Raw genomic sequence first — 20,606 nt, forward strand, 5'->3', positions numbered from 1 at the left:
TGTGGCGGACAATGACAAACAATGGAGAGAAGAATGCGATTTCCATCCAAACACTTGCTCGCAGGAGCTGTGGCTGCGGTCACGGCGACTGGTTCGGTCAACGCTCAAAATGCTATCTTGCAGTCCGCTGGAGCCTTGGCCTTTGACACCGCAAACACGCTCTTCGTCGGCGACGGCAAGGCGGGGCTTGTTCACGCCTTTGACCTAAGCAATCTGGTCGCGGACCAAGCATCCTATCAACTTGGTCGCGCGCAAACCTTTGAGGGGCGGACGATCTTCAATAACCTCGACGTTGAGATCGCCGGTCTGCTTGGTGTCGAAGCGCATGATGTCGTGATCAACGATATGGTGGTGCACAAACCCAGCAAACAAGTGTTCCTGTCGGTGCATCGCGGCGAAGGCCCTGATGCCGAGGCGGTCATCATTGCGGTGAACAATGGCGCACTTGAGCTTGTTGATCTGACAGAAGCGACCCATTCCTCGATAAGCGTTGGTCCGGTTCCGACAACAGAGACCTTCGAGTTCGGACAATCGCTCAATACGCTCGCGATCACGGATATCGACTACTACAACGGCGAATTGATCGTCGCAGGCCTGTCGAATGAGGAGTTCAGTTCCAAATTGCGTCGGATACCGCTCCCCTTCACGAATGAGGTCAGCACATCTTCCATCGAGATCTGGCATGCCGTTCATGCGCAGTATGAGACGCGCGCACCGATCATCAGCCAGACCATTGCCGAGTTAAATGGCGAGCCGACGCTCATCGCGATCTTTGCCTGTACGCCGATTGTCCGCATTCCGCTGGCCGATCTGACAGATGGCGCAGAAGTGCGCGGCACGATGATCGGCGAGATGGGCTTTGGCAACACGCCGCTTGATATCGTGCCTTACGTGAACGCATGGGATGGCAGCAGTAATGTGGTTGTGACCAACACAAACCGCTCCGCCGCAGCTTTGAACATTGAGGCGGTCGCTGCGGCTGAGGAGATGCCCCACGGTGAGGGGGTGCAGCCCGTGTTTTCGACGGCGGGCGTGGCTCAGTTCTCTCTACCAATGAGCGGGGCAATGCATCTGGACACCCTGGATGAGAACTACGCCGTGGTGATCCGCCGCGCGCCGGAAGACACACGCAACATCCAGCTGCACACACTGCCAATGCCGTTCTTCTTTGATCGTGCTGACCACATCGTCGAGATGAACTTTGAGGGCGGTCCCGACCCATTCGGCTACAAATCGGCCCCACCGCTTGAGTATAACTGATGACGTTCGGAGCGCAGATGGTGCGGCAGGCTTTGCTTGCCGCCCTCGTTGCCTTGCCCCTGCCGGTATTGGCGGAGGTTACGGCGCGGTATGATCACTCTGCGGGCATCATCGTCGTGACAGATGCGCGTGTTGAGGCTGACGTGCGCTTGACGGTGACGGGGCAAGCCTCAACGCGGAGCATGCCGTTGAGCGTAACCGAAGATGAGGGCCGGTTGATTATAGCCCCGCGCTTTTCGCTGCGTCCCGGGACGAACTACACTTTGATTATTGGGGGCAGCGTTTTTGACATCGCAGTGCCCGCAACAGAGGCTGCTGTGCCGCGCGTCGCCGGGTTCAGTCCGTCACAAGCAGTGATCCCCGCTAACACTCTGCGCCTCTATATCCACTTCACCGAACCGATGGCGCGGGGTCAGCTGTTGGATCAGGTCAATTTGATCGTGGCCGACGGATCAGAGGTCATCAGCCCTTTCCTCAACTTAGAGACTGAGCTTTGGGATGCAGATCAACGCCGGGCAACGCTGTTGCTTGATCCCGGGCGCATCAAGCAGGGGGTTGGTCCCAATTCAGCAGGTGGTGCGCCGCTGCAGGCAGGAGAGAGCTACCGACTGATCGTATCGGACCAGATGCGCAGTGCCGCAGGCGCAAGCCTCGACGAGCCTGTCGCTTTAGCTTTTCGGGTCGGCCCCGCAGAAAGGCGGGGCATTGATCCATTTGCATGGGACATCCTTGTGCCTCAATCAGATACGCACGCGCCTCTTTCTGTCGGGTTTGATCGCATTATGGACATCGGGGCCGTGCGGCGGCTCCTACAGCTGGAAGCGCCCGATGGCACTGTAGTCCAAGGCGATATCACAACTGACGGCGGCGGTTGGTCGCTTGTTCCAAGCAGGCCCTGGACCGCTGGTCGTTATCGCCTGATCGTTGATCCAGAACTCGAAGATGTCTCCGGCAACACACCCGGTGTACCCTTTGATGCCGCCTCCGGAACCATCGGCACGGTGCAAGACCCAACCATCCTGACAATCAACATTGCGCCCTGAGAGTGCAAAACGGAGGACCTATATGGGATTGCTTCAAAACGGCCAATGGGTCGACAAATGGTATGACACCAAATCCACCGGCGGGCGTTATGTGCGCAAACCGTCCGCGTTTCGAAACTGGGTAGCGGCAGATGGGTCGGCAGGCCCCTCGGGCGTGAGCGGCTTCAAAGTGGAACCAGGTCGCTATCACCTCTATGTCTCGCTCGCCTGTCCTTGGGCGCACCGCGCTTTGGTTTTTCGAGCCCTGAAAGGTCTGGAAGAAATGATCGGGGTCTCCATCGTACATTGGTTCATGGGGCCTGATGGCTGGACCTTTGCAGAGGGCGATGGATCGACACCAGATGTGATCCACGACGCCGAGTTTCTCCACCAGGTCTATACGGCAGCAAAACCTGATTTCTCAGGTCGTGTCACAGTGCCCGTGCTTTGGGACAAGAAGCAAAACACGATCGTGTCGAACGAGTCCGCAGATATCATCCGTATGTTCAACGCGGCTTTTGACGGTATTGGAGCCAAAACAGGGGATTACTACCCCGAAGCTGACAGGACCGAGATCGACGCTCTGAATGCCCGGATCTACGACACCGTGAACAACGGCGTCTACAAGGCTGGGTTTGCCACGACACAAGAGGCCTACGAAGAGGCTTTGGGGCCTCTGTTCGACACCCTTGATTGGCTGGAAGAGCGGCTGAGCACGCAGCGTTACTTGATGGGTGACTATCAGACCGAAGCGGACTGGCGGCTTTGGACCACGCTATTGCGGTTCGATCCGGTTTATGTCGGGCATTTCAAATGCAACCTGCGCCGCATCGCTGACTACCCGAACCTGTCCGGCTACGTCCGCGATCTCTATCAGCAGCCCGGCATCTCGGACACAGTCGATATCCCTTATATCAAGAAACACTATTACGGCAGCCATGCTACCGTGAACCCGACCGGTGTCGTGCCAATGGGGCCGGTGATTGATTACGCGGCCCCACATGACCGTGCAAAATTTGGAAAGGATACTGCAGGATGACCAAAGACGTTCCCATCATCGCCGCCAAAGCTCCGGCAAAAGTAACGCTAGAGGCAAGCAAGGACTACTACTGGTGCCGATGCGGACGCTCCAAGTCGCAACCCTTTTGTGATGGGTCTCATGCAGGCACAAACATCACACCGCTGAAGTTCACCGCAGACAAGGACGGCGATGCCGCGCTTTGCCAGTGCAAATCTACCGCGAATGGCCCGTTCTGCGACGGCTCGCACACGCGGCTTGGGGATTTGGCAGTTGGAGACAACGCACCTGCGCCCAAATCCGACATCCCGCAGGCCACACCAACTCCGGAGGAACCTACTGTCGCGCGCATTCATGCGCTGGCCAAAGACGGGCTGAGCAAGCTCGGGCACCACGGCGAAATGGGTGCGATGGGTGTTCCCCGCAAGGATCTTCCCCATTGGGATGACATCCAGATCCTGCCCGCACAGATGGCGCGAAAGCCGCTTTTGGACGACGCGGCGGTCGCCACGTCGGTCACCATTGGCCCGCGTGCGGCCAAGCCGTTGCAGCTGGATATCCCGCTCTTTGTCTCGGACATGAGCTATGGCGCGCTGTCCGAAGAGGCCAAGACAGCCCTGTCACGCGGTGCGCAGATGGCAGGCACGGGAATTTGTTCCGGCGAAGGCGGCATGTTGCCCGAAGAGCAGGCCGAGAATGACCGCTATTTTTACGAGCTTGCCTCTGCTCAATTCGGCTGGGACTTGAACCATGTAGCCAAGGTGCAGGCTTTCCACTTCAAAGGAGGTCAAGGGGCCAAGACCGGCACGGGCGGCCATCTGCCCGGCGACAAAGTGCAAGGCAAAATCGCTGAGGTGCGTGGGTTGGAGCCGGGGCAATCTGCGATTTCCCCATCGACCTTTCCAGAGTTGCACACAGCTGCCGACTTCAAACGCATCGCCGATCAGGTCCGCGAACGCTCGGGTGGCATTCCAATTGGGTTCAAACTGTCCGCGAACCATATCGAAGACGATATCGATTTCGCGCTAGAGGCATCCGCAGACTACATCATCCTTGATGGACGTGGTGGCGGCACAGGGGCCGCACCCCTGATCTTCCGCGACCATATTTCTGTACCGACGATCCCGGCATTGGCCCGCGCCCGCGCGCATCTGGACGCCAAGACGGGGCGCGAGGTGACTCTGGTGATTACGGGCGGCCTGCGTGTTGCCGAGGATTTTGCCAAAGCCATGGCCCTTGGGGCTGATGCGATTGCAGTGAGCAACGCGGCCATGCAAGCGGTTGGCTGTATCGCCGCGCGCATGTGTAACTCCAACAACTGCCCGGTCGGCGTAGCGACGCAAAAGCCAGAACTGCGCAAGCGGCTTGATGTGCAGATTGGGGCCGAGAAGCTGGCGCGATACTTCGGGGCCAGTGTGGAGTTGATGCAGGTCCTCGCCCGCGCCTGTGGCCACGACAGCCTGTCCGGCTTCGCGCAGCGCGACATCACCACATGGAAACGCGAAGTCGCCGACCTCAGTGGCATCCGCTATGCGGGGGTTCGCTGACGCATTTCCACTATGCGTTTGACCGCGCTGGTGGGGCGCCTGTCGTCGTCCCACCTATGATCGGAAAGGAGTAATCAAATGCTCGATACATACACTGTTCGCCAGACTGTGATACCGAAAGAGATGCGATTTCTCTTGGAGCAATATCCCCGCGACAGCTGGGACGCTCACCCTGGTTTCAAAGAAAAAACCAAGCATTGGCTCGGCGCGCATCAATTGTTTCGTCGCGTAGCGGAGCGTGTTCGTTTGGACGCCGAAGCCCTCTTGAACAAAGACATGGACCTGATGGATTACGCCGGACGGCTGTCCTATTATGGCGGTCATCTCGTTGGCAATTTGCACGGTCATCACGGCTGGGAGGACCACAGCTATTTCCCAGAGCTGTCAGCGGCTGACCCACGTTTTGATGCAGGACTCGAGGTGCTGGAACAGGACCACGCCGATCTGGACAAAGTGCTTGATGATTTTACATGCACGGCCAATCGGGTGATAAAATTGTCAGCACTTGATGAGGCACAAGCCTATGATGAAACCGCAACGGTCCACGAAGCGAGTGCCACTATCGAAGCATTCCTCAAGCGGCACCTCAGCGACGAGGAAGAGTTGGCGGTACCAATTATTCTGCACCATCGCCTAAGAGGTTGATGCCATTCGTATTGAAAGCAGACCTTGGGTTTATAACACCCAAGGTCCGTTTTGTCCCGCCTAGCGAACATTCGCTGTGGCCAACTTGAACGTCGGCCTTGCGGACAAAGTAAGCTTTCGCTGCGCCTGCGCCAATGTCGGCTTAAGGTTGAAATCGGTTAGGTCACAACGTGTGTTGTCGCTGGTGCCTAAATTCAAGAGACTTGGTGCAGTTAGTATCATTTACCATTCGGTGCGAAGAGTCTTCTCAGCCAGTTCGGCAAAGACGTGGGATCGAACTTGGTCGGCTTTTTCTTCTTTGATCTGCGTGCTGAAAGCTCTGGATGAATATTTGGCCCGTCTCGCATCAGATGGTCTGGCACATCAGCTTCCAAAAGCACAAAAAGGTGTTCGCCCTCGACCGTAGACACCTGAACAGGAAAGTTACTGCGTAGCGAAGTTGCATCAGTCTTATCGGTCAAACGCAACGGCCCGCGATCTGTTTGTATCCAAAGGTGCCCGCGCGCGTGGCCAATCTCTTGTTCCCAGAACGCGAACTTATAAGTGTAGCCATGCTTTTCGAGTGCTGCGCCATGGCGTTTCGTCAGCCAACCGTAAGGCTTATTTGCCAGGCCCCAGCTCGCGTCGTCAACTCGCGGCGCAAATGTCAAAAACCTTGGAGATTCAATGACTTTCGAAACCCAATACTGATTGAATTCGTCCAGATGTCGCAGCTCTAGGTTGAACTTGTTGCAGACAGCGGATGTCATCTCATCGACCGAGTAACACGCCCCCATTGATAGAGCTTTGGCGCGCTCCTGTAGATCTTTCTTCCTTTTCTCGATGTTCTCGTAGTTCTTTATCTCTGGCCAGACGTAGCCGTCCTCACGGACAATCTCGATCTCTACGTCTTCTGATAGACTGTAATATTCGTCGAGAATGTCGGCGATATCGGGCCGATCAAAGGCGCGCCAAATCTTGGCGTCTCTGCGGTCATCGGCCATACCTTCGTCTTGTATCTCCAGCCGTTCTTCTTTGGTCAGTTTTTTGCGGATGCCCAGCCACATCAATTCGTTCATCGCCATGTAGGGGCGTTCACCAAGCACGAAGGCAGTATCAAAAATCTCTCTTTCCTGTTTGAAAGCCGAATGATCCAATCCAAGTCGAAAAGTGCGATCCGCAATCTTGATATAAGCGAGATCGCGGTGAAGAATTTTTCTGTCCGTTAGAGCCTGGTCTGACAGAATAAGTGGTGGGTCAATCATTGTTTGTTCTTTGTTTCGGGCAATGGCACGGTCTTCTCACCCCAAAAACTTGAACACCCTTTTCCAACTAAGAGTGTGTTGAAGCTTATTTTTGCAGTGAGCATAAATGTCTCGCATTTCTTGATTTCACTGTTTCAAGAAATTTGTGTCCTGAACAAGACGAAACTTTCGCTGTCTCGTGGCAAGCTAATTGGTTTGGGCTCGAAGCTGACCTGAACCGCGCCGCGGTGGGAAAAGGACATTCGCTACGCCCAAACGAGCGGAGCCCGTTGTCGCCTTTTGATACTTATTTGTTCATGCAACCGCAGAGCCGATCGCCCCGCGTCCAGACCGTCCGTGGTATTACTCAGTCAAGAGTTATAACCTAGCACAAATGCTCTAGAGAAATCGCCTTGGGCCAGTGCCTCTTGGCTAATCCAAAAGCGCGCGTCGTCATCGTAGCCAAGGAAAAAATTTAGATCATCCCTATCGGCGAAGACGGTCAAAAAATTCACATACCGCTCGGTTGGGCTTTTTTTGTCGTCCGGGATAGACCTCCGAGTAAACTCATCGAAAGGGGTACCCGTATCGAACATTGAATGGCTGCCAAACATCATTGACTTCGCGCCGGTCTCCGTGCCCTCACCATCGCGATCGATAGACGTCTTTTGCTCCATGGCTTGCCACGCATGAAAATTCGCGAGGCAAGCGCGTCGATAAACTTCAGGATGCGCTTCAGGCCGAAGAGCACAGCTCTTCATCGGCTCAAACGTGAAGTTCCATCTCTCATATTCGCTTGTGGGGTTATCCTCATACCCACCGGATGCTTCAGGTGGATCAAGGTCGAAATCGACGGGGAGACCCGCTGGGACCGGAGCATGTTCTACCCCTGTCAGGTCTTGATTGGAAAACAGAACTTTAGAGCCGCCGTCAATGTACGAGTAGATCGGCGCGTAAACGGGTTCGACAAAAATAAAGAGTGTCCCCGACGTGGGCATAGCGGGGCGCCCTTCGAAGTCAGGAACCGACGCAAGGTCGATCTGCGCCAAAAAATGCATTGGAATGATCGGATGCTCGTCCTCCCAGTCTATATGCGGCCAGTCCAGATCAGAAGGCAGGGTCGGTCGCCCGCCCAACCAGCATCCCTGCGCACCGTCACCATCCGGGCGCGGTGTCTTGCGAATATGCAGACAGTTTGTCTCCAAGGCTTTGAGCGCCGCCAGGATTTCGGGCTCTTCTATTTCGGGCGGGGACGGCGCCTTTGCGACTGTTCTGATACGTGTTCTTGTTCTCATTACAGAGCTTTTCCTTTAGAGTGCATTGGAACAGAATATGAGATATTCATGCTGTCCCCAATCCCTAGACCGGACGTTAGCTGCACCGCCGAATTTTGGAAAGATGGGCTCAAAGCGAACCTCGGATGCGGCGCAGCGTCTGCAACGTGGCAGACCAAGAGCACCGTCGTAGACGGCCCATTGCTGCCTTTCACCGTGCAATCGAGTTTCTGCGGCTGCAGCCCGCTTTCCGGTCATTCGCTGCAATCGCAAAATCGCGACAGGGTCGAACTCACAGGTCGTGGGACTTTGCCGCCGCTTGCTCCCTCGAGTCGAACGCCTGGTTGCGGGCTGAAACTGCATCTTGAAGCCAATCTGAGAACACCGTCGTTGGCTCCGAGGCTGTAGCCCGATCTGGCCTGACGATGAAATAACCGTAGTCCGGCAGCATGATATCCGACAGCCGATGGAGCTTGCCTTCCTCCAACTCATCGCCCACCAGATCATCCATCAAAGCGACACCTTGGCTATTGATCACAGCCTGAACGCGCACATTAGGATCCGGCACGATCAACACGTCTCGACGCGCTTGCGGCGGCAGGCCCGCGAGCTCCAACCATTCAGACCAGGCGTTGCTGTCTTCGCGATCGCGCAGCAGTGTTAATTCTGTGACCGCCTCCCTGATCCCCAGCCGCTCTACCCGCCCCGCAACATCGGCGTTGCCAACCGGAAAGGACGGCATAGGCATGAACGGTGTCACGGTGCCATCCTCCCAATTCCCGTTGCCCCACCTGATGGCCAAATCCACGCCATGCATCTCAGCTTCCGAAAACTCGATCATCGGCTGAATACGAAGCTGCACATCCGGGTGGCTTTGAATGAACGTCATCAGACGTGGCGACAACCAGCGCGCGGCGAAATAGGTCGAAACACCAACTGTCAGAGAGAGGGTCGAGATCCCCTTTAACGCCTGAATTTCGGCTTCGATCTCGTCGTATCGTGTCTGGCAGATCGCCAGCAGTTTCAGCCCTTCGCCGGTCAGTACGACGCCGCGCGGTGTGCGCTGGAACAGGCTCATCCCCAGATCGGCCTCAAGCGTTTTGATCTGATAACTGATCGCGCCCTTTGTCATATTGAGTGCCGACGCCGCAGCCGAAAAGCTGGCATGGCAAGCGATCTCGGCAAAAAGCCTCAGCAGATCGTGGTGATGAAACCGGGCAAGCATGAGATAGCGTATAATTTATTTAAACGCAGAGAACAGAAAAACTTCATTTCCAAACAGATTCTTATGCTGTTCATCTGCTTTCAGACCCACAAACGAAGAGGCGGCGTTGAAGTCCTTGAACGCTATTGCAGACACATCAACACCTCAGGGGCGCCGGAATCGCGCGCGCCGTGGCCGCTTGTCACGTCATAACGCGCCCTTGGAAAGCACGCCGTTCACCGGCCGCAAGATACCTGCATACGACTTGCTAAATGAGACGGCATTGGCCCGCATCGAAGATCAGGCGGACTGGATATTGGACAAGATCGGTGTCGAGTTTCGAGGGGACAAAACGGCGCTGGATCTCTTCGCCCAGGCGGGCGCGCGGGTTGACGGTGAACGCGTGAGATTTGAACCTGGTCATGTTCGCATGCTCTGTGCCACGGCTCCGCCTGAGTTTCAGCTCCACGCGCGCGACCCGGCCAAGGCCGTAACGCTTGGCAGCAACAACGTTGTGCTGATGCCGGGATACGGCTCGCCGTTTGTCAGCGATCTCTCAAAGGGTCGGCGCTATGCGACGCTGGAGGATTTCCAGAACTTCATGAAGCTGGCCTATCTTGCACCCGCTTTACACCATTCCGGTGGCACGGTTGTCGAGCCAACAGATGTTCCAGTGAACAAGCGCCATCTGGACATGATGCTGGCGCATCTGACGCTCTCGACCAAGCCTTTTATGGGCTCTGTCACGGCACCGGACCGAGCGCGCGACAGTATCGAAATGGCGCGCCTCGTCTTTGGCCGCGACGTCATGGAACACCACGCAGTGATGCAGGCCAATATCAACGTCAATTCGCCGCTGATCTATGATGACACCATGTCGAGCACCTTGCGAGATCTATGCAGAGGCGGGCCAATGCGTTTGCGTCTCTCCCGCGATTTTCGCAGGTGCCATGGGGCCACTTTCCCCCGCCGCCGTGGCGGCGCAGACGTTGGCCGAAGCCATGGTTGGCATCGCGCTGGCACAGCTGGTGCGCCCCGGTTGCCCGGTGGTGTTTGGCTCGTTCCATTCGACGATGAATCTGCGCACTGGCGCGCTGACCTTTGGATCGCCAGAGGCGAACATGACCACGATGGCTATCACACAACTGGCAAGAAGGCTCGGCGTGCCGGTGCGCTCCGGCGGGGGGCAGATCACCACGTCCAACGCGCCGGACGGGCAAGCCATGCAGGACAGCACCGGCGCGATGTGGTCAACGCTGCTCTCTGGCGCGCATCAGGTCTGGCATGCAGCAGGCTGGCTCGAGGGCGGGCTAGTGATGTCGTACGAGAAATTCATCATGGACCTCGACCACTGCGGCGCGATGCTGAAGCTCTTGCAGGGCTTCGAAACCGATGACGAGGCCTTTGGCCGGGACGCCTACTATGAAACCAGTCCGGGCGAGAATTTCCTGTCGACCAGCCACACCCTGCGCCACTACACGACAGCGAATTTCGAACCACAGATATCTGACGCCGGGCCGTTCGAGACTTGGTCCGAAAATGGCGCACTGACCGCTGATCAGCGCGCCACCGCGCGGTGGCGTCAGATGCTGGACGAATACCAACAACCTGAAATGGAACCCAGCATCCATGCCGCGCTTGAGGACTTCGTATCGGAGCGCAAGGCGCAGATGCCGGACGAATGGTACTAGAAAGGAACACCCATGACCGAAGAACTCAGCCGCACATCCGCCCTTGCCTCACGCCACACTGCCCTTGGATCGGGGCTGGAAGATTGGAATGGTATGGGAACGGCCTGGACCTACAACGCCGACCCCAACGACGAGCACGATGCGGTGCGCGAGCGCGCGGGGATGTTCGACATGTCGCCATTGAAAAAAGTGTTCGTGCGCGGTTCTGACGCTCAGGCGGTTCTCGATCACCTGACCACACGCGATCTTTCCAAGGTCACGCCGGGCCGGTCGGCCTATCTCTGTGTTCTAACCGATCAGGGTGGCATCGCGGATGATGCTATCGTGTCGAACAACGGCGGTGACGAGTGGATGATCGTGCACGGCTCGGGCGGCACGATGGCGCTTTTGCAAGCTTCGGCGGAGGGGCACGATGTTCAGGTGCAGTTCACCGATGATTTGCATGATCTGTCGGTGCAGGGACCTGCGTCGCTGGATATTCTCAACGCGCATGCGGATATCGACCTGGCTGATCTGGCCTTTTTTGAGCATGCGCCTGCGTTGCTTTTTGGTCATTCTTGCCGGATTTCACGCACCGGATACTCTGGCGAACGCGGCTACGAGGTTTTTGCCGATGGCTCGGTAATCACTGACATCTGGGACAAACTGGTCGAGGCAGGCGTCATGCCCTGTTCTTTCACTGCGCTCGACAAGGTGCGCATCGAAGCGGGCCTACTGTTCTACGGCTACGACATGACTGAGGACAACACCCCATGGGAGGTTGGTCTGGGCTTCACGGTTAGCAGCACCAAGGGTGATTTTCGCGGCAAATCGGCGGTCATGGCGGCGAAAGGTGCTGAGAAGATCAACAACGTTTGCCTCGACATCGACCATCCAGACATGGTCGAAGGCGGTGAAGCCTTGATGTTGGACGGTCAGAACGTCGGCACCATCAACAGCCCCTGCTATTCGCACCGGATGAACAAATCGCTGGCGCTAGCGCATGTAGAGCCTAGCCTTTCGTGCGGTGCCACACTCATGGTGTCGGGCGACGGTCTGGAAACAAAGGCCACAATCACTTCAAGCCCCGTCTATGATCCTGAAAAGTCGCGGACGCATAGCTGACACAGCCAATACATTCCAGCGAAGGGCGAAACTCTGATCGACCTTCGCATCACTGTAATCGACCTCGGCCGAAAACCGATGCGCAAACCCGCCATTCAAGCATGACGCAGCATCGGGTAAAGTGGGCTCGGAGCAGTCGTTTTCCGCTTCGCCGAAATCCTGTTAAACGGTCTGGATTTGATCGACACGCCCGGCCCATATCGGACCTTGGACAAGGTCTCACTCCGCTGCGGTGCGGCCCGTCAGACCGGACTTTCCCTGCAAGTGCAAAGTCGAACCTGCAGCGAACTCCCACTCTGGGGGACTTAACCGCCGTTCAAAACTGACAGTGATACTAGTCGAAGTGATCACATCCGGGATTCAAGGGCATTTGGTCTCTGCCGTTGCATGGGTTCAGAACTTACCTGGATAGCCTTCAGGCAGTTCGCCTGAGGGCATGTCTGCGATTACATCCCAATGCTCGACGATGCGGCCGTCTTCGAGACGGAATAGATCGAAGTAAGCTGTCGGCGTTTCACCAAAGATACCTTCGGAAGCGGCAAAGACGAAGTTGCCTTCCGCGACCACAATTGGTGTGGCGGTGTAGTAGAACGCGATGTTTTGCTCACCCAATTGCTGAAGGAAAGCGCCCAGACCATCGAGACCGTCTGCGACCGCCGGGTTATGCTGTAGATACTGTTCGGGGTTCACGTAATCGGTGAAGTCAACTTGTTCGCCGTTGATCAAAACGCGGGTTATGAAGTCTTCGACCAGCGCCTTGTTCTCAGCCGTTTTGTCCAGAGCGGTGACCTCGGTTTCACCGTCGACCTGAGTACGGCCCGACGGATTGGGCGCATCGGCCAGCGGGATCATGTTGTCCCAGTGCTCGACGATCTTGCCATTATCGATCCGGAATACGTCAAAGGCCACCAAGGGAACCGGGCCAAAGTTCTCGTAAACGTAATGTGTTACAACCAGATCATCTTCAGCAATGATCCGGGCGGGTTCAAAAACACCGTCCGGGTCGCCTGGCAGGTTGGCAACCAAACCTTTGAGCGCTTCGACGCCCGAGGCCGCCATCGGATTGTGCTGAATGTAAGGGTCAGCGAAGTATGTATCGATTGAATCGACATTGCCCCGAACAAGAGCCTCCGTCATTCCGTTGATGACGAGTTCCTTGTTTGCGACGGTGTCCGCTGCCGCGAAGGTTGCGCTCACTGCGGCAATGCCCAGCGCTGTCAGAGTTTTCTTCATTAGGTTTTCCTTCCCGTCAAAGTTCAGGCAGCGCGCTGCCAAGTTGGGGTGAGGTTTTCACGAAACGCAAAACGGGTCAGATGATCGCCCATCACACGTTCCGTTTTTGAAAGGTTTGCGGCATCGGCAGTGGCCGTCATCGTCAGTTCGGACGACGTTGCGACCAACATACAGGCACCAAACGGCAGTTCGATTTTGCCGTCCGTCTCACTGAATGTGACGGGCACCTTGTGACCAAAGTGCTTACAAAGTTGCTGTAAATACTTGCTGGCGTGATCTGTTGCGATGGTGGACTGGCTTGCAGTCATGTTGTGCCTCCGTGTCTTGACGAAGACATATCTGGACTCTGGAGATCGTTTGAATTAGCCCAATTCTGTTGGCAACATTGTTCGAATAATTAGAAATATGATTGAAGACTATCGTGCCCTCGCCGTTTTCGTCGCTGTGGCTGAAGCGGGCAGCTTCAGCGGCGCTGGACGAAGCCTGAAACTGTCGACCTCCGTCGTCAGTCACCACGTTTCGCGGCTTGAAGAAAAGCTTGGTCTCTCGCTGTTCTTTCGCTCGACCCGTGCGCTCTCGCTCACGCCGGAAGGCACATCAATGCTTGAGGCTGCTCGGCGGATGGTCGCGGCTGGCGAGGAAGCCCTTGATATGGTGTCTACAGCCAGCAACCAGCTTGTCGGTGCGCTACGTGTTGCGATTCCTGCCTTTGGAGAGAACAGTGACGTCCACCAAGCCTTGTGGAGTTTTGCCAAACAAAACCCGATGGTCGCGCTTTCACTGCACGGAAGCGACCGACGTGTAGATCTTGTCAGAGATGGGTTCGATCTCGCGATCAGACTTGGAAGTCTGTCAGACAGTAGACTCATGAGCCGACGTATTGGCAGTTTTGAGCGGGTCTTAGTAGCCTCTCCGGACTACCTTGCGTCTTGTCCGAAAATTAAGTCACTTGAAGATCTGAAATCTGCTGACTTTGTATCCCTGTCGATGATTTCGGACACGATCACGCTTCAGAAAGGGAAAGAACAGGTTGGCTTTGAACCAGAGAGTGTTCGGCTAGAAGTAGACAGCGTTGCCACAGCTAAGTCGGCCTTGCTTGCAGGACTTGGAATACAGCATCTCCCCCGAAGTGAAATCGAACGAGAGCTAGCAGACGGCACCCTGATTGAGGTGCTCCCGACTTGGCGACCACCTGTTCTCGGCGTTTATGCTGTCTGGCCAGAGATTGGGCGTCAGAAACGTCTGACGCGACAATTAGTCGATCATCTTGCATCGGCATCAAAAGGGTCAAGCGTCGTTAGTCAGCACATGAAGTGATGCACACTATGACATGTGCGTCTAATCGCCGTGAGAATGGGCGGGGCGTTAACCCCGCCTGAAATAGTCGTCAATTCGTCGCGCCAATTTCCTGGTAGTAACGCGCCGCGCCAGGATGCAACTCCATCAGCCCGCGCTTGGATGCTGCGAAATTCACGTCCAGAGCCTTGGCCCATGGCGCATCCGAGGTAACTTGATCGATGTTGTCCCAGAAGGTCTTTGTGACCTGGTAGACCGTTTCCTCGTCTAAATCGGCACGCACGGCGATACCTACGGCGGTGTCAAAGGAAATCACCGAAGCCTCGTTCTTTTGCCCGCCATATAGTCCCGCCGGGATTTCGCCGCGATAACGCCATTTACCCAGGAATTTTTCGACCGCCTCGCCCTGATCGCTGTCAGGTCCGAGAAAGCGGATATCTTCCGTTTCTGTAAACTGAATGAAGTTCCCGCATGGGTCGAGGCAACCATTGACATAGACATCTATTTTGCCGTCCATGAAGGCTTGAAAGCCGGTCTGCCAATTGGCCTTGATAGCGTCGTAGTCCTCGCCAACCACCAGTCCGGTTGTGGCTTCGATCCACCCGCGCGAGGCGTTATAGGCTCCACCGCCTTGCGGACCGAGAAAGACGGATGCGCCTTCGATGTCATCCAAGAACTCGATATCACTGTCGGCACGCACGGCAAAATGGTAGGCACCATATGGGAACCACATCAGCAACGACAGGTTTTCGGAAAGCCCTGGGGCATCGGCCTGATTGGCGTACATCGCCTTGCCACCGGCCATAAGATTGTAAACAACCGGGCTGGTCATCGACAGATCAAGGTTGCCACGCGCGACCTCCATCATGTGAACTGTAGCCGCGCCCCCACCCGAGACCTCGATTGAAACATCTTCCAGGTTATCAGTAACGACATTGGCAAAGGTCGCCATGGTAACGGCCTGTCCCAGACTGGGTGCAATGGTTGCCATCTTGAGCGTCACGTCCTCTGCATGAGCGACATTGGCAAAGGCCAGTCCGGTTGTAAGTGCTGCAATTATCGTACGCATAGAGTTCCTCCCGTTATATACCTACGTTGGTTTCAGAATTGACATCGACCGGCGATGGTTCTCCGCCAAGGAACCGGTGAGCGATAATTAGACCCAGACCTGCGATCACCGCCGGCGCAGCAATGATCGTGCTGGGCACCAAAACTGCGAACCCGGCTGCGACGCGGAGCGCGCGTTCGGCAGCGTTGAGCCTGTTCTTTTCGAACCCTGTCATTGCGGAGGTGAGCAGCCACATCGACAAGGTGAAAGCAAATATGATCCAACCCAGATCCAGCCAGGAGACGCTCGAGATGTCGATCATGGCGTTGGAATTTGGGAGCTCCCCGCCGAACCAGACGAAGAGGTTCTGCAATTGGTAGAGCACTGCTGGGTGATAAACGAAGACGAACGGTATGAGAAAACCCGCCAAAGCAAGCCTTGCCGCCTGAAACCCGGTCTGCACGGGATCGGCCCCGGCAATCGGCGCTGCGGCAAAGGCCGCAAGAGCCACGGGTGGTGTCACTGTCGAGATCACCGCGAAAAAGACGACAAAGAGATGCAGTGTCAGCGGCGGTATGCCCACGGTGTCAATGCCAGAGCTGAGCGCAATCACGATGATGAAATACGTGGCCCCCGGCGGCAGCCCCATGCCCAGAACAATGGCCCCTAGGGCAACAACAATGAGCGTCGAAAAGAGCGGTCCGCTTGCGAGTTGCGCAAGCAGCAGGGATAGCCGACCGCTGAAACCCGAAACCTGAATAAGACCAACGATCAACCCAATCGCGGCGACAATAATGATGATCGCGCCGGACATCCGGCCTGCGCTAACAAATGCTTGATATATGCTTGGCCAATTGCGGAACCCCCTGAACAGGACCAAAGCAGATACAAGTGCGACGACGAACCCATAAAAGCCGGCTTTCTGAACCGATGGCTGCGCGAACAGGAAATAGCTCAGCACGCCCAGCGGTAGGACAAAAACAAGACACTGAACCAATTCGATCGAGGTTAGCTTTGGCCGGTTCTCTGCAGGAAGAGGGCCGACACCTTGGCGACGCGCCTCGAAATAGACAGTCATGAAGGTGCCAAGGTAAAAGAACGCCGCCGGTATGATCGCGGCGACAACAATGTACCTGTATTCCAGCCCGATCTGGCCCGCGACGAAGAAGGCGACCACCCCCATGACTGGTGGCATAACTTGCCCGCCGGTCGACGCAGCCGCCTCAACGGCCGCAGAAAACGCCGGTTTGAAGCCGGAGCGTTTGATCACGGGAATAGTCATCACTCCGGTGGACACAACGTTCGAAATGGCTGCCCCGCTTAGTGTTCCAAACAGCGCGGAACTGGCAACGGCGGCATGGGCCGCGCCGCCGGTAAAGCGCCCCGTTAGGCGGTTTGCGATTTTCATCAGCAACTCTCCAGCCCCACTGGCCATCAGGACTGCGCCAAAGACGATGAAGATCAGAACGTTACCAGACACGACCTGCAAAGGCTGGCCAAACATACCACCCGTCTGCGCCCAGAAATTCAGAACCATAGAGCGCATGCTTTGAGAGAAGCTCGATTCCGAGCCCGCGAGAATCCCGGTCCAGTCCGGCAGCGCGCCACGAACAAAGAAGTAGACGACCCAGAACAGGCAAAAGCCTACAATAAACGTGCCGAACATCCGCCAAGTGAGATAAAGTACAAGCGCTGAGGCGAGCGGGAACAGGACAAAATCTTGCGTGTTTGCCGAAGGCAACGCACCGCCATCAACCGCAAACAGGCCGATGATCCAAAGTATCAAGACACCGGCAGATAGGATTGCGCCCGACCATTTGGCCCAATCCGGCGTTTCAACGACACTCAGGTAAGAGATGACAAACGCAAAAACGAGCGGCAAGCCAAGGATCAGACCGGTGGGCAGGAGAAATCCCTGCTCAAAGACACGAAAGCTGGCACCGAGCCAATGCTCGCGAAACAACAACCGCTTATCCCGGCGCGAGAGCTCTTCGAAATCGGGTGTTGTGCTTTCGATGATCAATCGCACTAATTCCGACAGCGGGCCGGACGCGGCATAAACCAGGATGATGATGGTAAAAGCAAAGGCGATGAGATCGCCAACACGCTTCATTGGAGTGGCTTTGGTCAAGGGTCCTCTCCTTCGCGAAGACGCTTGGCTTCCCAAAGATAAGTGTTGCGCGCCGTGGCGTTGATCTCTGTCTCCGCGAGCGCGGCCATTGTATCGGCCTTGAGGTGCTGCGCAGGATGCCCCAAAGCGATCAGATGATCGCAAAGCTCCATGCGCCATTGGAGATCGGCGGTTGCTTCTGCCGCCGCGCGCAGAGCATCAACGCCGCCCGCCATGTCCGCGAAATGTTTGGCCCGTGTGGCAGAAGAGAGGGTCCCCAGATGGGTCGGATTGCCATCGTACCAGCCAAGAGTGCCCGTCGCGAACGCACGCGCTGACCAAGATGCCTTGCCGTAAAACTCACCAAGCCACGGCTTCGTTGCAAGCTCTTCAGGAAGTTCCAGCGACGCCGCGATGTCGTCCTGAGACAGCCCGGCGTTCATCCCTTCAGCTGTGTGGCGCATGACATGAAGGATCGCATCACGTGTGCTCAGCAAAACCTCGCGCACCTTGTCTTCGCCAAAAACAGGCTGTGTATGACCTGGTGCAAGAACCCGCGCACCCAGATCAGAAAGCAACTTCAGGCTGTCTGCCCAAGCCGCGAAATCACGATAAGGCGTTCCACGAATGGCGTAGAGATTGGGAAAGGCGTGATACCAGTTGTCTCCGGGAAACAGGACTCCGGCATCGGGCAACCAAACCGCGATGTGATCAGCCGTTTCGCCGGGCGCATGGATCAGGCGGGCCGCCACACCATCAAGGTCAATATCGCAGTCCTCTGCCACCATAGTGTTGGGCGGTATGTGTCCGGCTCCCATCCCTTCCATCGGGCGATCACCAGGACCGCATCCCAAGGAGATGCGCTCCTCAGGCGTCAAACCGATGCCGAATTGCGCCATCGTCCGGCGGCCAAGGGCCTTGTTCGGCGTAATGCGCGTTTCGTCCTGACCAACCAAATCAGACTCGAAAGCCGCGCTTGCGAGGATCGGCACCTCGTTCCCTTCGGCAAACACCGTCGCCCCGGAAATGTGATCGCGATGACTATGGGTATAGATGATCCGCGCCACCCGTTTTTGCGAATGCTCTCTGAACGCGGCCAGAACGTTTGCTGCTGCGCTGGTACTTTCCGAAGTATCGACGATGGTTACCGAGGAGGCTCCTTCGATCATGTGTTGTGTGGAAGCGGCAAATCCAACCGCTGTCCAGATGCCGGGTGCCAGTTCAACAACCTGTTTTTTGAACTGGGTTTGATTGTGTTCAACAAGGCTGTTGTTCGGCATGGATCACTCCTCCAAGTAGTTTTTTTGAACAGGGCCACGATAGGCCGTGGTCAACTCGTCCGGCACTTCTGAACCGTCCACCAGAAAGGGCAGTACGCCCCGTCTAATGGACGCGCCGCGCATGGCCCGAATGTCTTCGTCGGATTTGGTTACGCGTTGGGAACAGCGTCGGCCCCAGTCGGATAGCAGACGATACATGCGGTCGATCTCAGTCTCATGTCCCGGAGATTTTGCAAGGTCCGTGAATTCGTTCGGATCGTTTTGCAGATCAAAGAGCATGGGCCGAAATCCACCCTCAGCATGCATCAATTTGAACCGCCCGTCGAAAATCATGAACAAGCGACAATCCATCGGATCCAGCCCCAGCTTGGTCGCTTGAGGTGTTGGCGAATAGTCATATTCCGACACCACATAGTTCCGCCACTCTGGCGTCTCACCGTGCAGCCACGGGATCAGTGACCGGCCCTCAAGGATGTGAGGGACAGCAGGCCCACCCGCAGCCGCTAGGAACGTTGGCACAAGGTCGATTGCCTCGACAAGTGCGTCGCAAACCATGCCACGCGTCGGGTCCGCCTCGGGCCGCGGGTCATGAATGATCATTGGTATCTTGACGGATGGGTCGTGGAACAGGTCTTTTTCACCCAGCCAGTGATCACCCAGATAGTCGCCGTGATCGGAGGTCAGGACAATCATGGTGTTATCCATTTGCCCGGTATCCTCAAGATGGTCGAGCAGAACCCCAAGCTGATCATCGCATTGCTTAATCAGCCCCATATAGGCGGGGATCACCTTGTTCCTGACGTCGTCCCGCTGGAAGGCATCGGCAATCTTGTTGCTGGCATAGGCCGCGTAAACCGGATGGGGGTCATCAAGCTCGGTTTCATGCCTGAGCGGTGCCGGCACATGATTGGCACCGTACATATCGTGATAGGGGGCCGGCACGATGTAGGGCCAATGCGGCTTGATAAAACTGACATGCGCGCACCAGGGCCCCTGCGCTTGATCAATGAAGTCTATCGTGCGCTGTGTCAGCCAAGGCGTTTCGCTGTCTTCTTCGCGGATATTGGCAGGCTTGTCGGCATTACCCAACATCCAGCCCGACGCGATGTCACCCTTGTCGTCCACACCTGCATTCGCATGCAAGGCCCAGGGGTTTTCGGATGGGTAACCTTTTGATTTCAGATATTCATTGTAGGGTGAGCGGCGTTCATCATAATAACCGTCCGGCCCTTGCCCCCAGAGGCCATCATCCCGGATCCATACATCGAACCCGCATTCCGCCTGCCGCGCGCCAATTTCACTGTCCGGGCTGAGGCCAAGACGTTTCATACCTTCGGCATCTGCCTTCATATGTGTTTTGCCGATGAGCCAACAATCCATGCCTGCGCGACGCAGATGGTCCGCCATCGTCAGCTCTCCGACACGTATAGGATACCCATTCCACGAGGCACCATGCGACGACACATAGCGCCCCGTGTAAAAGCTCATCCGGCTCGGACCACAGACCGGCGATTGCACAAACGCATTGGTAAATCGCACACCTTTCGCAGCCACCCGATCGAAATTCGGCGTGCGCAAATGCGGATGCCCCGCGCAGCTGAGGTAATCAAACCGCAGCTGGTCATACATGATGAACAGGATGTTCATCAGT

At 56.3% G+C, this 20,606-nt stretch carries 18 protein-coding genes and 1 pseudogene; 10 read left to right on the forward strand and 9 right to left on the reverse strand.

The genetic code is table 11. The features are described from left to right. Positions 1-33 precede the first annotated feature (33 nt). From ACZ1HM_RS16655 to ACZ1HM_RS16675, 5 genes are all read left to right on the forward strand, one after another. Entirely contained in the window at positions 34-1,260 is a 1,227-nt protein-coding gene (locus ACZ1HM_RS16655) for a hypothetical protein (protein WP_472743769.1), read from the forward strand. Beyond that, entirely contained in the window at positions 1,260-2,303 is a 1,044-nt protein-coding gene (locus ACZ1HM_RS16660) for a hypothetical protein (protein ID WP_472743770.1), read from the forward strand. The genes ACZ1HM_RS16655 and ACZ1HM_RS16660 overlap by 1 nt, the downstream gene beginning before the upstream one ends. Before the next feature lie 22 nt (positions 2,304-2,325). Next, a complete protein-coding gene (locus ACZ1HM_RS16665; RefSeq protein ID WP_472743771.1) occupies positions 2,326-3,321 on the forward strand; it encodes a glutathione S-transferase family protein in 996 nt (331 codons plus the stop codon). Further along, positions 3,318-4,847, forward strand: coding sequence for a glutamate synthase-related protein (locus ACZ1HM_RS16670; protein ID WP_472743772.1), 1,530 nt, complete (start codon positions 3,318-3,320; stop codon positions 4,845-4,847). The genes ACZ1HM_RS16665 and ACZ1HM_RS16670 overlap by 4 nt, the downstream gene beginning before the upstream one ends. A gap of 78 nt (positions 4,848-4,925) precedes the next feature. Then, positions 4,926-5,492 (forward strand): hemerythrin domain-containing protein, encoded by a 567-nt coding sequence (locus tag ACZ1HM_RS16675; protein ID WP_472743773.1) that lies wholly within the window; start codon positions 4,926-4,928, stop codon positions 5,490-5,492. A 218-nt stretch (positions 5,493-5,710) separates the two neighbouring features. On the opposite strand, the gene ACZ1HM_RS16680 is transcribed toward ACZ1HM_RS16675, so the two are convergent. From ACZ1HM_RS16680 to ACZ1HM_RS16690, 3 genes are all read right to left on the reverse strand, one after another. Continuing rightward, the gene (locus ACZ1HM_RS16680; protein ID WP_472743774.1) at positions 5,711-6,736 is read right to left on the reverse strand and encodes a hypothetical protein; all 1,026 of its coding nucleotides are present in this window, start codon (positions 6,734-6,736) and stop codon (positions 5,711-5,713) included. A gap of 350 nt (positions 6,737-7,086) precedes the next feature. Continuing rightward, the gene (locus ACZ1HM_RS16685; protein ID WP_472743775.1) at positions 7,087-8,010 is read right to left on the reverse strand and encodes a DUF1963 domain-containing protein; all 924 of its coding nucleotides are present in this window, start codon (positions 8,008-8,010) and stop codon (positions 7,087-7,089) included. Between the two features lie 271 nt (positions 8,011-8,281). Next, positions 8,282-9,214, reverse strand: a complete 933-nt coding sequence (locus ACZ1HM_RS16690) for a LysR substrate-binding domain-containing protein (RefSeq protein ID WP_472743776.1) — start codon at positions 9,212-9,214, stop codon at positions 8,282-8,284. Here ACZ1HM_RS16690 and ACZ1HM_RS16695 point away from each other — a divergent pair. From ACZ1HM_RS16695 to ACZ1HM_RS16710, 4 genes and pseudogenes are all read left to right on the forward strand, one after another. Further along, on the forward strand, positions 9,155-9,406 hold the full coding sequence (locus ACZ1HM_RS16695; protein ID WP_472744686.1) for a hypothetical protein: 252 nt from the start codon (positions 9,155-9,157) through the stop codon (positions 9,404-9,406). The two genes, ACZ1HM_RS16690 and ACZ1HM_RS16695, sit on opposite strands and share 60 nt — an antisense overlap. A 7-nt stretch (positions 9,407-9,413) precedes the next feature. Further along, positions 9,414-10,022, forward strand: a pseudogene (locus ACZ1HM_RS16700) (trimethylamine methyltransferase family protein); the annotation flags it as partial. Positions 10,023-10,143: 121 nt separating this feature from the next. Beyond that, positions 10,144-10,884, forward strand: coding sequence for a trimethylamine methyltransferase family protein (locus ACZ1HM_RS16705; protein ID WP_472743777.1), 741 nt, complete (start codon positions 10,144-10,146; stop codon positions 10,882-10,884). 12 nt (positions 10,885-10,896) lie between these two features. Beyond that, entirely contained in the window at positions 10,897-11,988 is a 1,092-nt protein-coding gene (locus ACZ1HM_RS16710) for an aminomethyl transferase family protein (RefSeq protein WP_472743778.1), read from the forward strand. Between the two features lie 393 nt (positions 11,989-12,381). Here ACZ1HM_RS16710 and ACZ1HM_RS16715 read toward each other — a convergent pair whose 3' ends face one another. Then, positions 12,382-13,221: a nuclear transport factor 2 family protein gene (locus ACZ1HM_RS16715; RefSeq protein ID WP_472743779.1), complete on the reverse strand. Its 840-nt coding sequence runs from the start codon at positions 13,219-13,221 to the stop codon at positions 12,382-12,384. Between the two features lie 23 nt (positions 13,222-13,244). Continuing rightward, positions 13,245-13,529 (reverse strand): DUF2218 domain-containing protein, encoded by a 285-nt coding sequence (locus ACZ1HM_RS16720; RefSeq protein WP_472743780.1) that lies wholly within the window; start codon positions 13,527-13,529, stop codon positions 13,245-13,247. A 97-nt stretch (positions 13,530-13,626) separates the two neighbouring features. On the opposite strand from ACZ1HM_RS16720, the gene ACZ1HM_RS16725 reads away from it, so the two are divergent. Then, positions 13,627-14,538: a LysR family transcriptional regulator gene (locus ACZ1HM_RS16725; protein WP_472743781.1), complete on the forward strand. Its 912-nt coding sequence runs from the start codon at positions 13,627-13,629 to the stop codon at positions 14,536-14,538. Between the two features lie 70 nt (positions 14,539-14,608). Here ACZ1HM_RS16725 and ACZ1HM_RS16730 read toward each other — a convergent pair whose 3' ends face one another. Genes ACZ1HM_RS16730 through ACZ1HM_RS16745 form a run of 4 tightly spaced genes read right to left on the reverse strand, consistent with a single transcriptional unit; the run spans position 14,609 to position 20,602 of the window. Then, positions 14,609-15,586, reverse strand: coding sequence for a TAXI family TRAP transporter solute-binding subunit (locus tag ACZ1HM_RS16730; protein WP_472743782.1), 978 nt, complete (start codon positions 15,584-15,586; stop codon positions 14,609-14,611). Between the two features lie 13 nt (positions 15,587-15,599). After that, positions 15,600-17,696, reverse strand: a complete 2,097-nt coding sequence (locus ACZ1HM_RS16735) for a TRAP transporter permease (protein ID WP_472743783.1) — start codon at positions 17,694-17,696, stop codon at positions 15,600-15,602. Beyond that, on the reverse strand, positions 17,693-18,955 hold the full coding sequence (locus tag ACZ1HM_RS16740; protein WP_472743784.1) for an alkyl sulfatase dimerization domain-containing protein: 1,263 nt from the start codon (positions 18,953-18,955) through the stop codon (positions 17,693-17,695). Before ACZ1HM_RS16740 ends, ACZ1HM_RS16735 begins: the two co-directional genes overlap by 4 nt. Before the next feature lie 3 nt (positions 18,956-18,958). Continuing rightward, on the reverse strand, positions 18,959-20,602 hold the full coding sequence (locus tag ACZ1HM_RS16745) for an alkaline phosphatase family protein (protein WP_472743785.1): 1,644 nt from the start codon (positions 20,600-20,602) through the stop codon (positions 18,959-18,961). Positions 20,603-20,606: the final 4 nt, after the last annotated feature.

This window comes from Sulfitobacter sp. GN1-4 (assembly GCF_055693825.1).

Bases quoted from the DNA above. Each gene is read 5' to 3' on its own strand.
- ACZ1HM_RS16655 (WP_472743769.1), top strand. From the start codon at position 34: ATGCGATTTCCATCCAAACACTTGCTCGCAGGAGCTGTGGCTGCGGTC.
- ACZ1HM_RS16660 (WP_472743770.1), top strand. From the start codon at position 1,260: ATGACGTTCGGAGCGCAGATGGTGCGGCAGGCTTTGCTTGCCGCCCTC.
- ACZ1HM_RS16665 (WP_472743771.1), top strand. From the start codon at position 2,326: ATGGGATTGCTTCAAAACGGCCAATGGGTCGACAAATGGTATGACACC.
- ACZ1HM_RS16670 (WP_472743772.1), top strand. From the start codon at position 3,318: ATGACCAAAGACGTTCCCATCATCGCCGCCAAAGCTCCGGCAAAAGTA.
- ACZ1HM_RS16675 (WP_472743773.1), top strand. From the start codon at position 4,926: ATGCTCGATACATACACTGTTCGCCAGACTGTGATACCGAAAGAGATG.
- ACZ1HM_RS16680 (WP_472743774.1), bottom strand. From the start codon at position 6,736: ATGATTGACCCACCACTTATTCTGTCAGACCAGGCTCTAACGGACAGA.
- ACZ1HM_RS16685 (WP_472743775.1), bottom strand. From the start codon at position 8,010: ATGAGAACAAGAACACGTATCAGAACAGTCGCAAAGGCGCCGTCCCCG.
- ACZ1HM_RS16695 (WP_472744686.1), top strand. From the start codon at position 9,155: ATGGCAAGCGATCTCGGCAAAAAGCCTCAGCAGATCGTGGTGATGAAA.
- ACZ1HM_RS16690 (WP_472743776.1), bottom strand. From the start codon at position 9,214: ATGCTTGCCCGGTTTCATCACCACGATCTGCTGAGGCTTTTTGCCGAG.
- ACZ1HM_RS16705 (WP_472743777.1), top strand. From the start codon at position 10,144: ATGGGGCCACTTTCCCCCGCCGCCGTGGCGGCGCAGACGTTGGCCGAA.
- ACZ1HM_RS16710 (WP_472743778.1), top strand. From the start codon at position 10,897: ATGACCGAAGAACTCAGCCGCACATCCGCCCTTGCCTCACGCCACACT.
- ACZ1HM_RS16715 (WP_472743779.1), bottom strand. From the start codon at position 13,221: ATGAAGAAAACTCTGACAGCGCTGGGCATTGCCGCAGTGAGCGCAACC.
- ACZ1HM_RS16720 (WP_472743780.1), bottom strand. From the start codon at position 13,529: ATGACTGCAAGCCAGTCCACCATCGCAACAGATCACGCCAGCAAGTAT.
- ACZ1HM_RS16725 (WP_472743781.1), top strand. From the start codon at position 13,627: ATGATTGAAGACTATCGTGCCCTCGCCGTTTTCGTCGCTGTGGCTGAA.
- ACZ1HM_RS16730 (WP_472743782.1), bottom strand. From the start codon at position 15,586: ATGCGTACGATAATTGCAGCACTTACAACCGGACTGGCCTTTGCCAAT.
- ACZ1HM_RS16740 (WP_472743784.1), bottom strand. From the start codon at position 18,955: ATGCCGAACAACAGCCTTGTTGAACACAATCAAACCCAGTTCAAAAAA.
- ACZ1HM_RS16745 (WP_472743785.1), bottom strand. From the start codon at position 20,602: ATGAACATCCTGTTCATCATGTATGACCAGCTGCGGTTTGATTACCTC.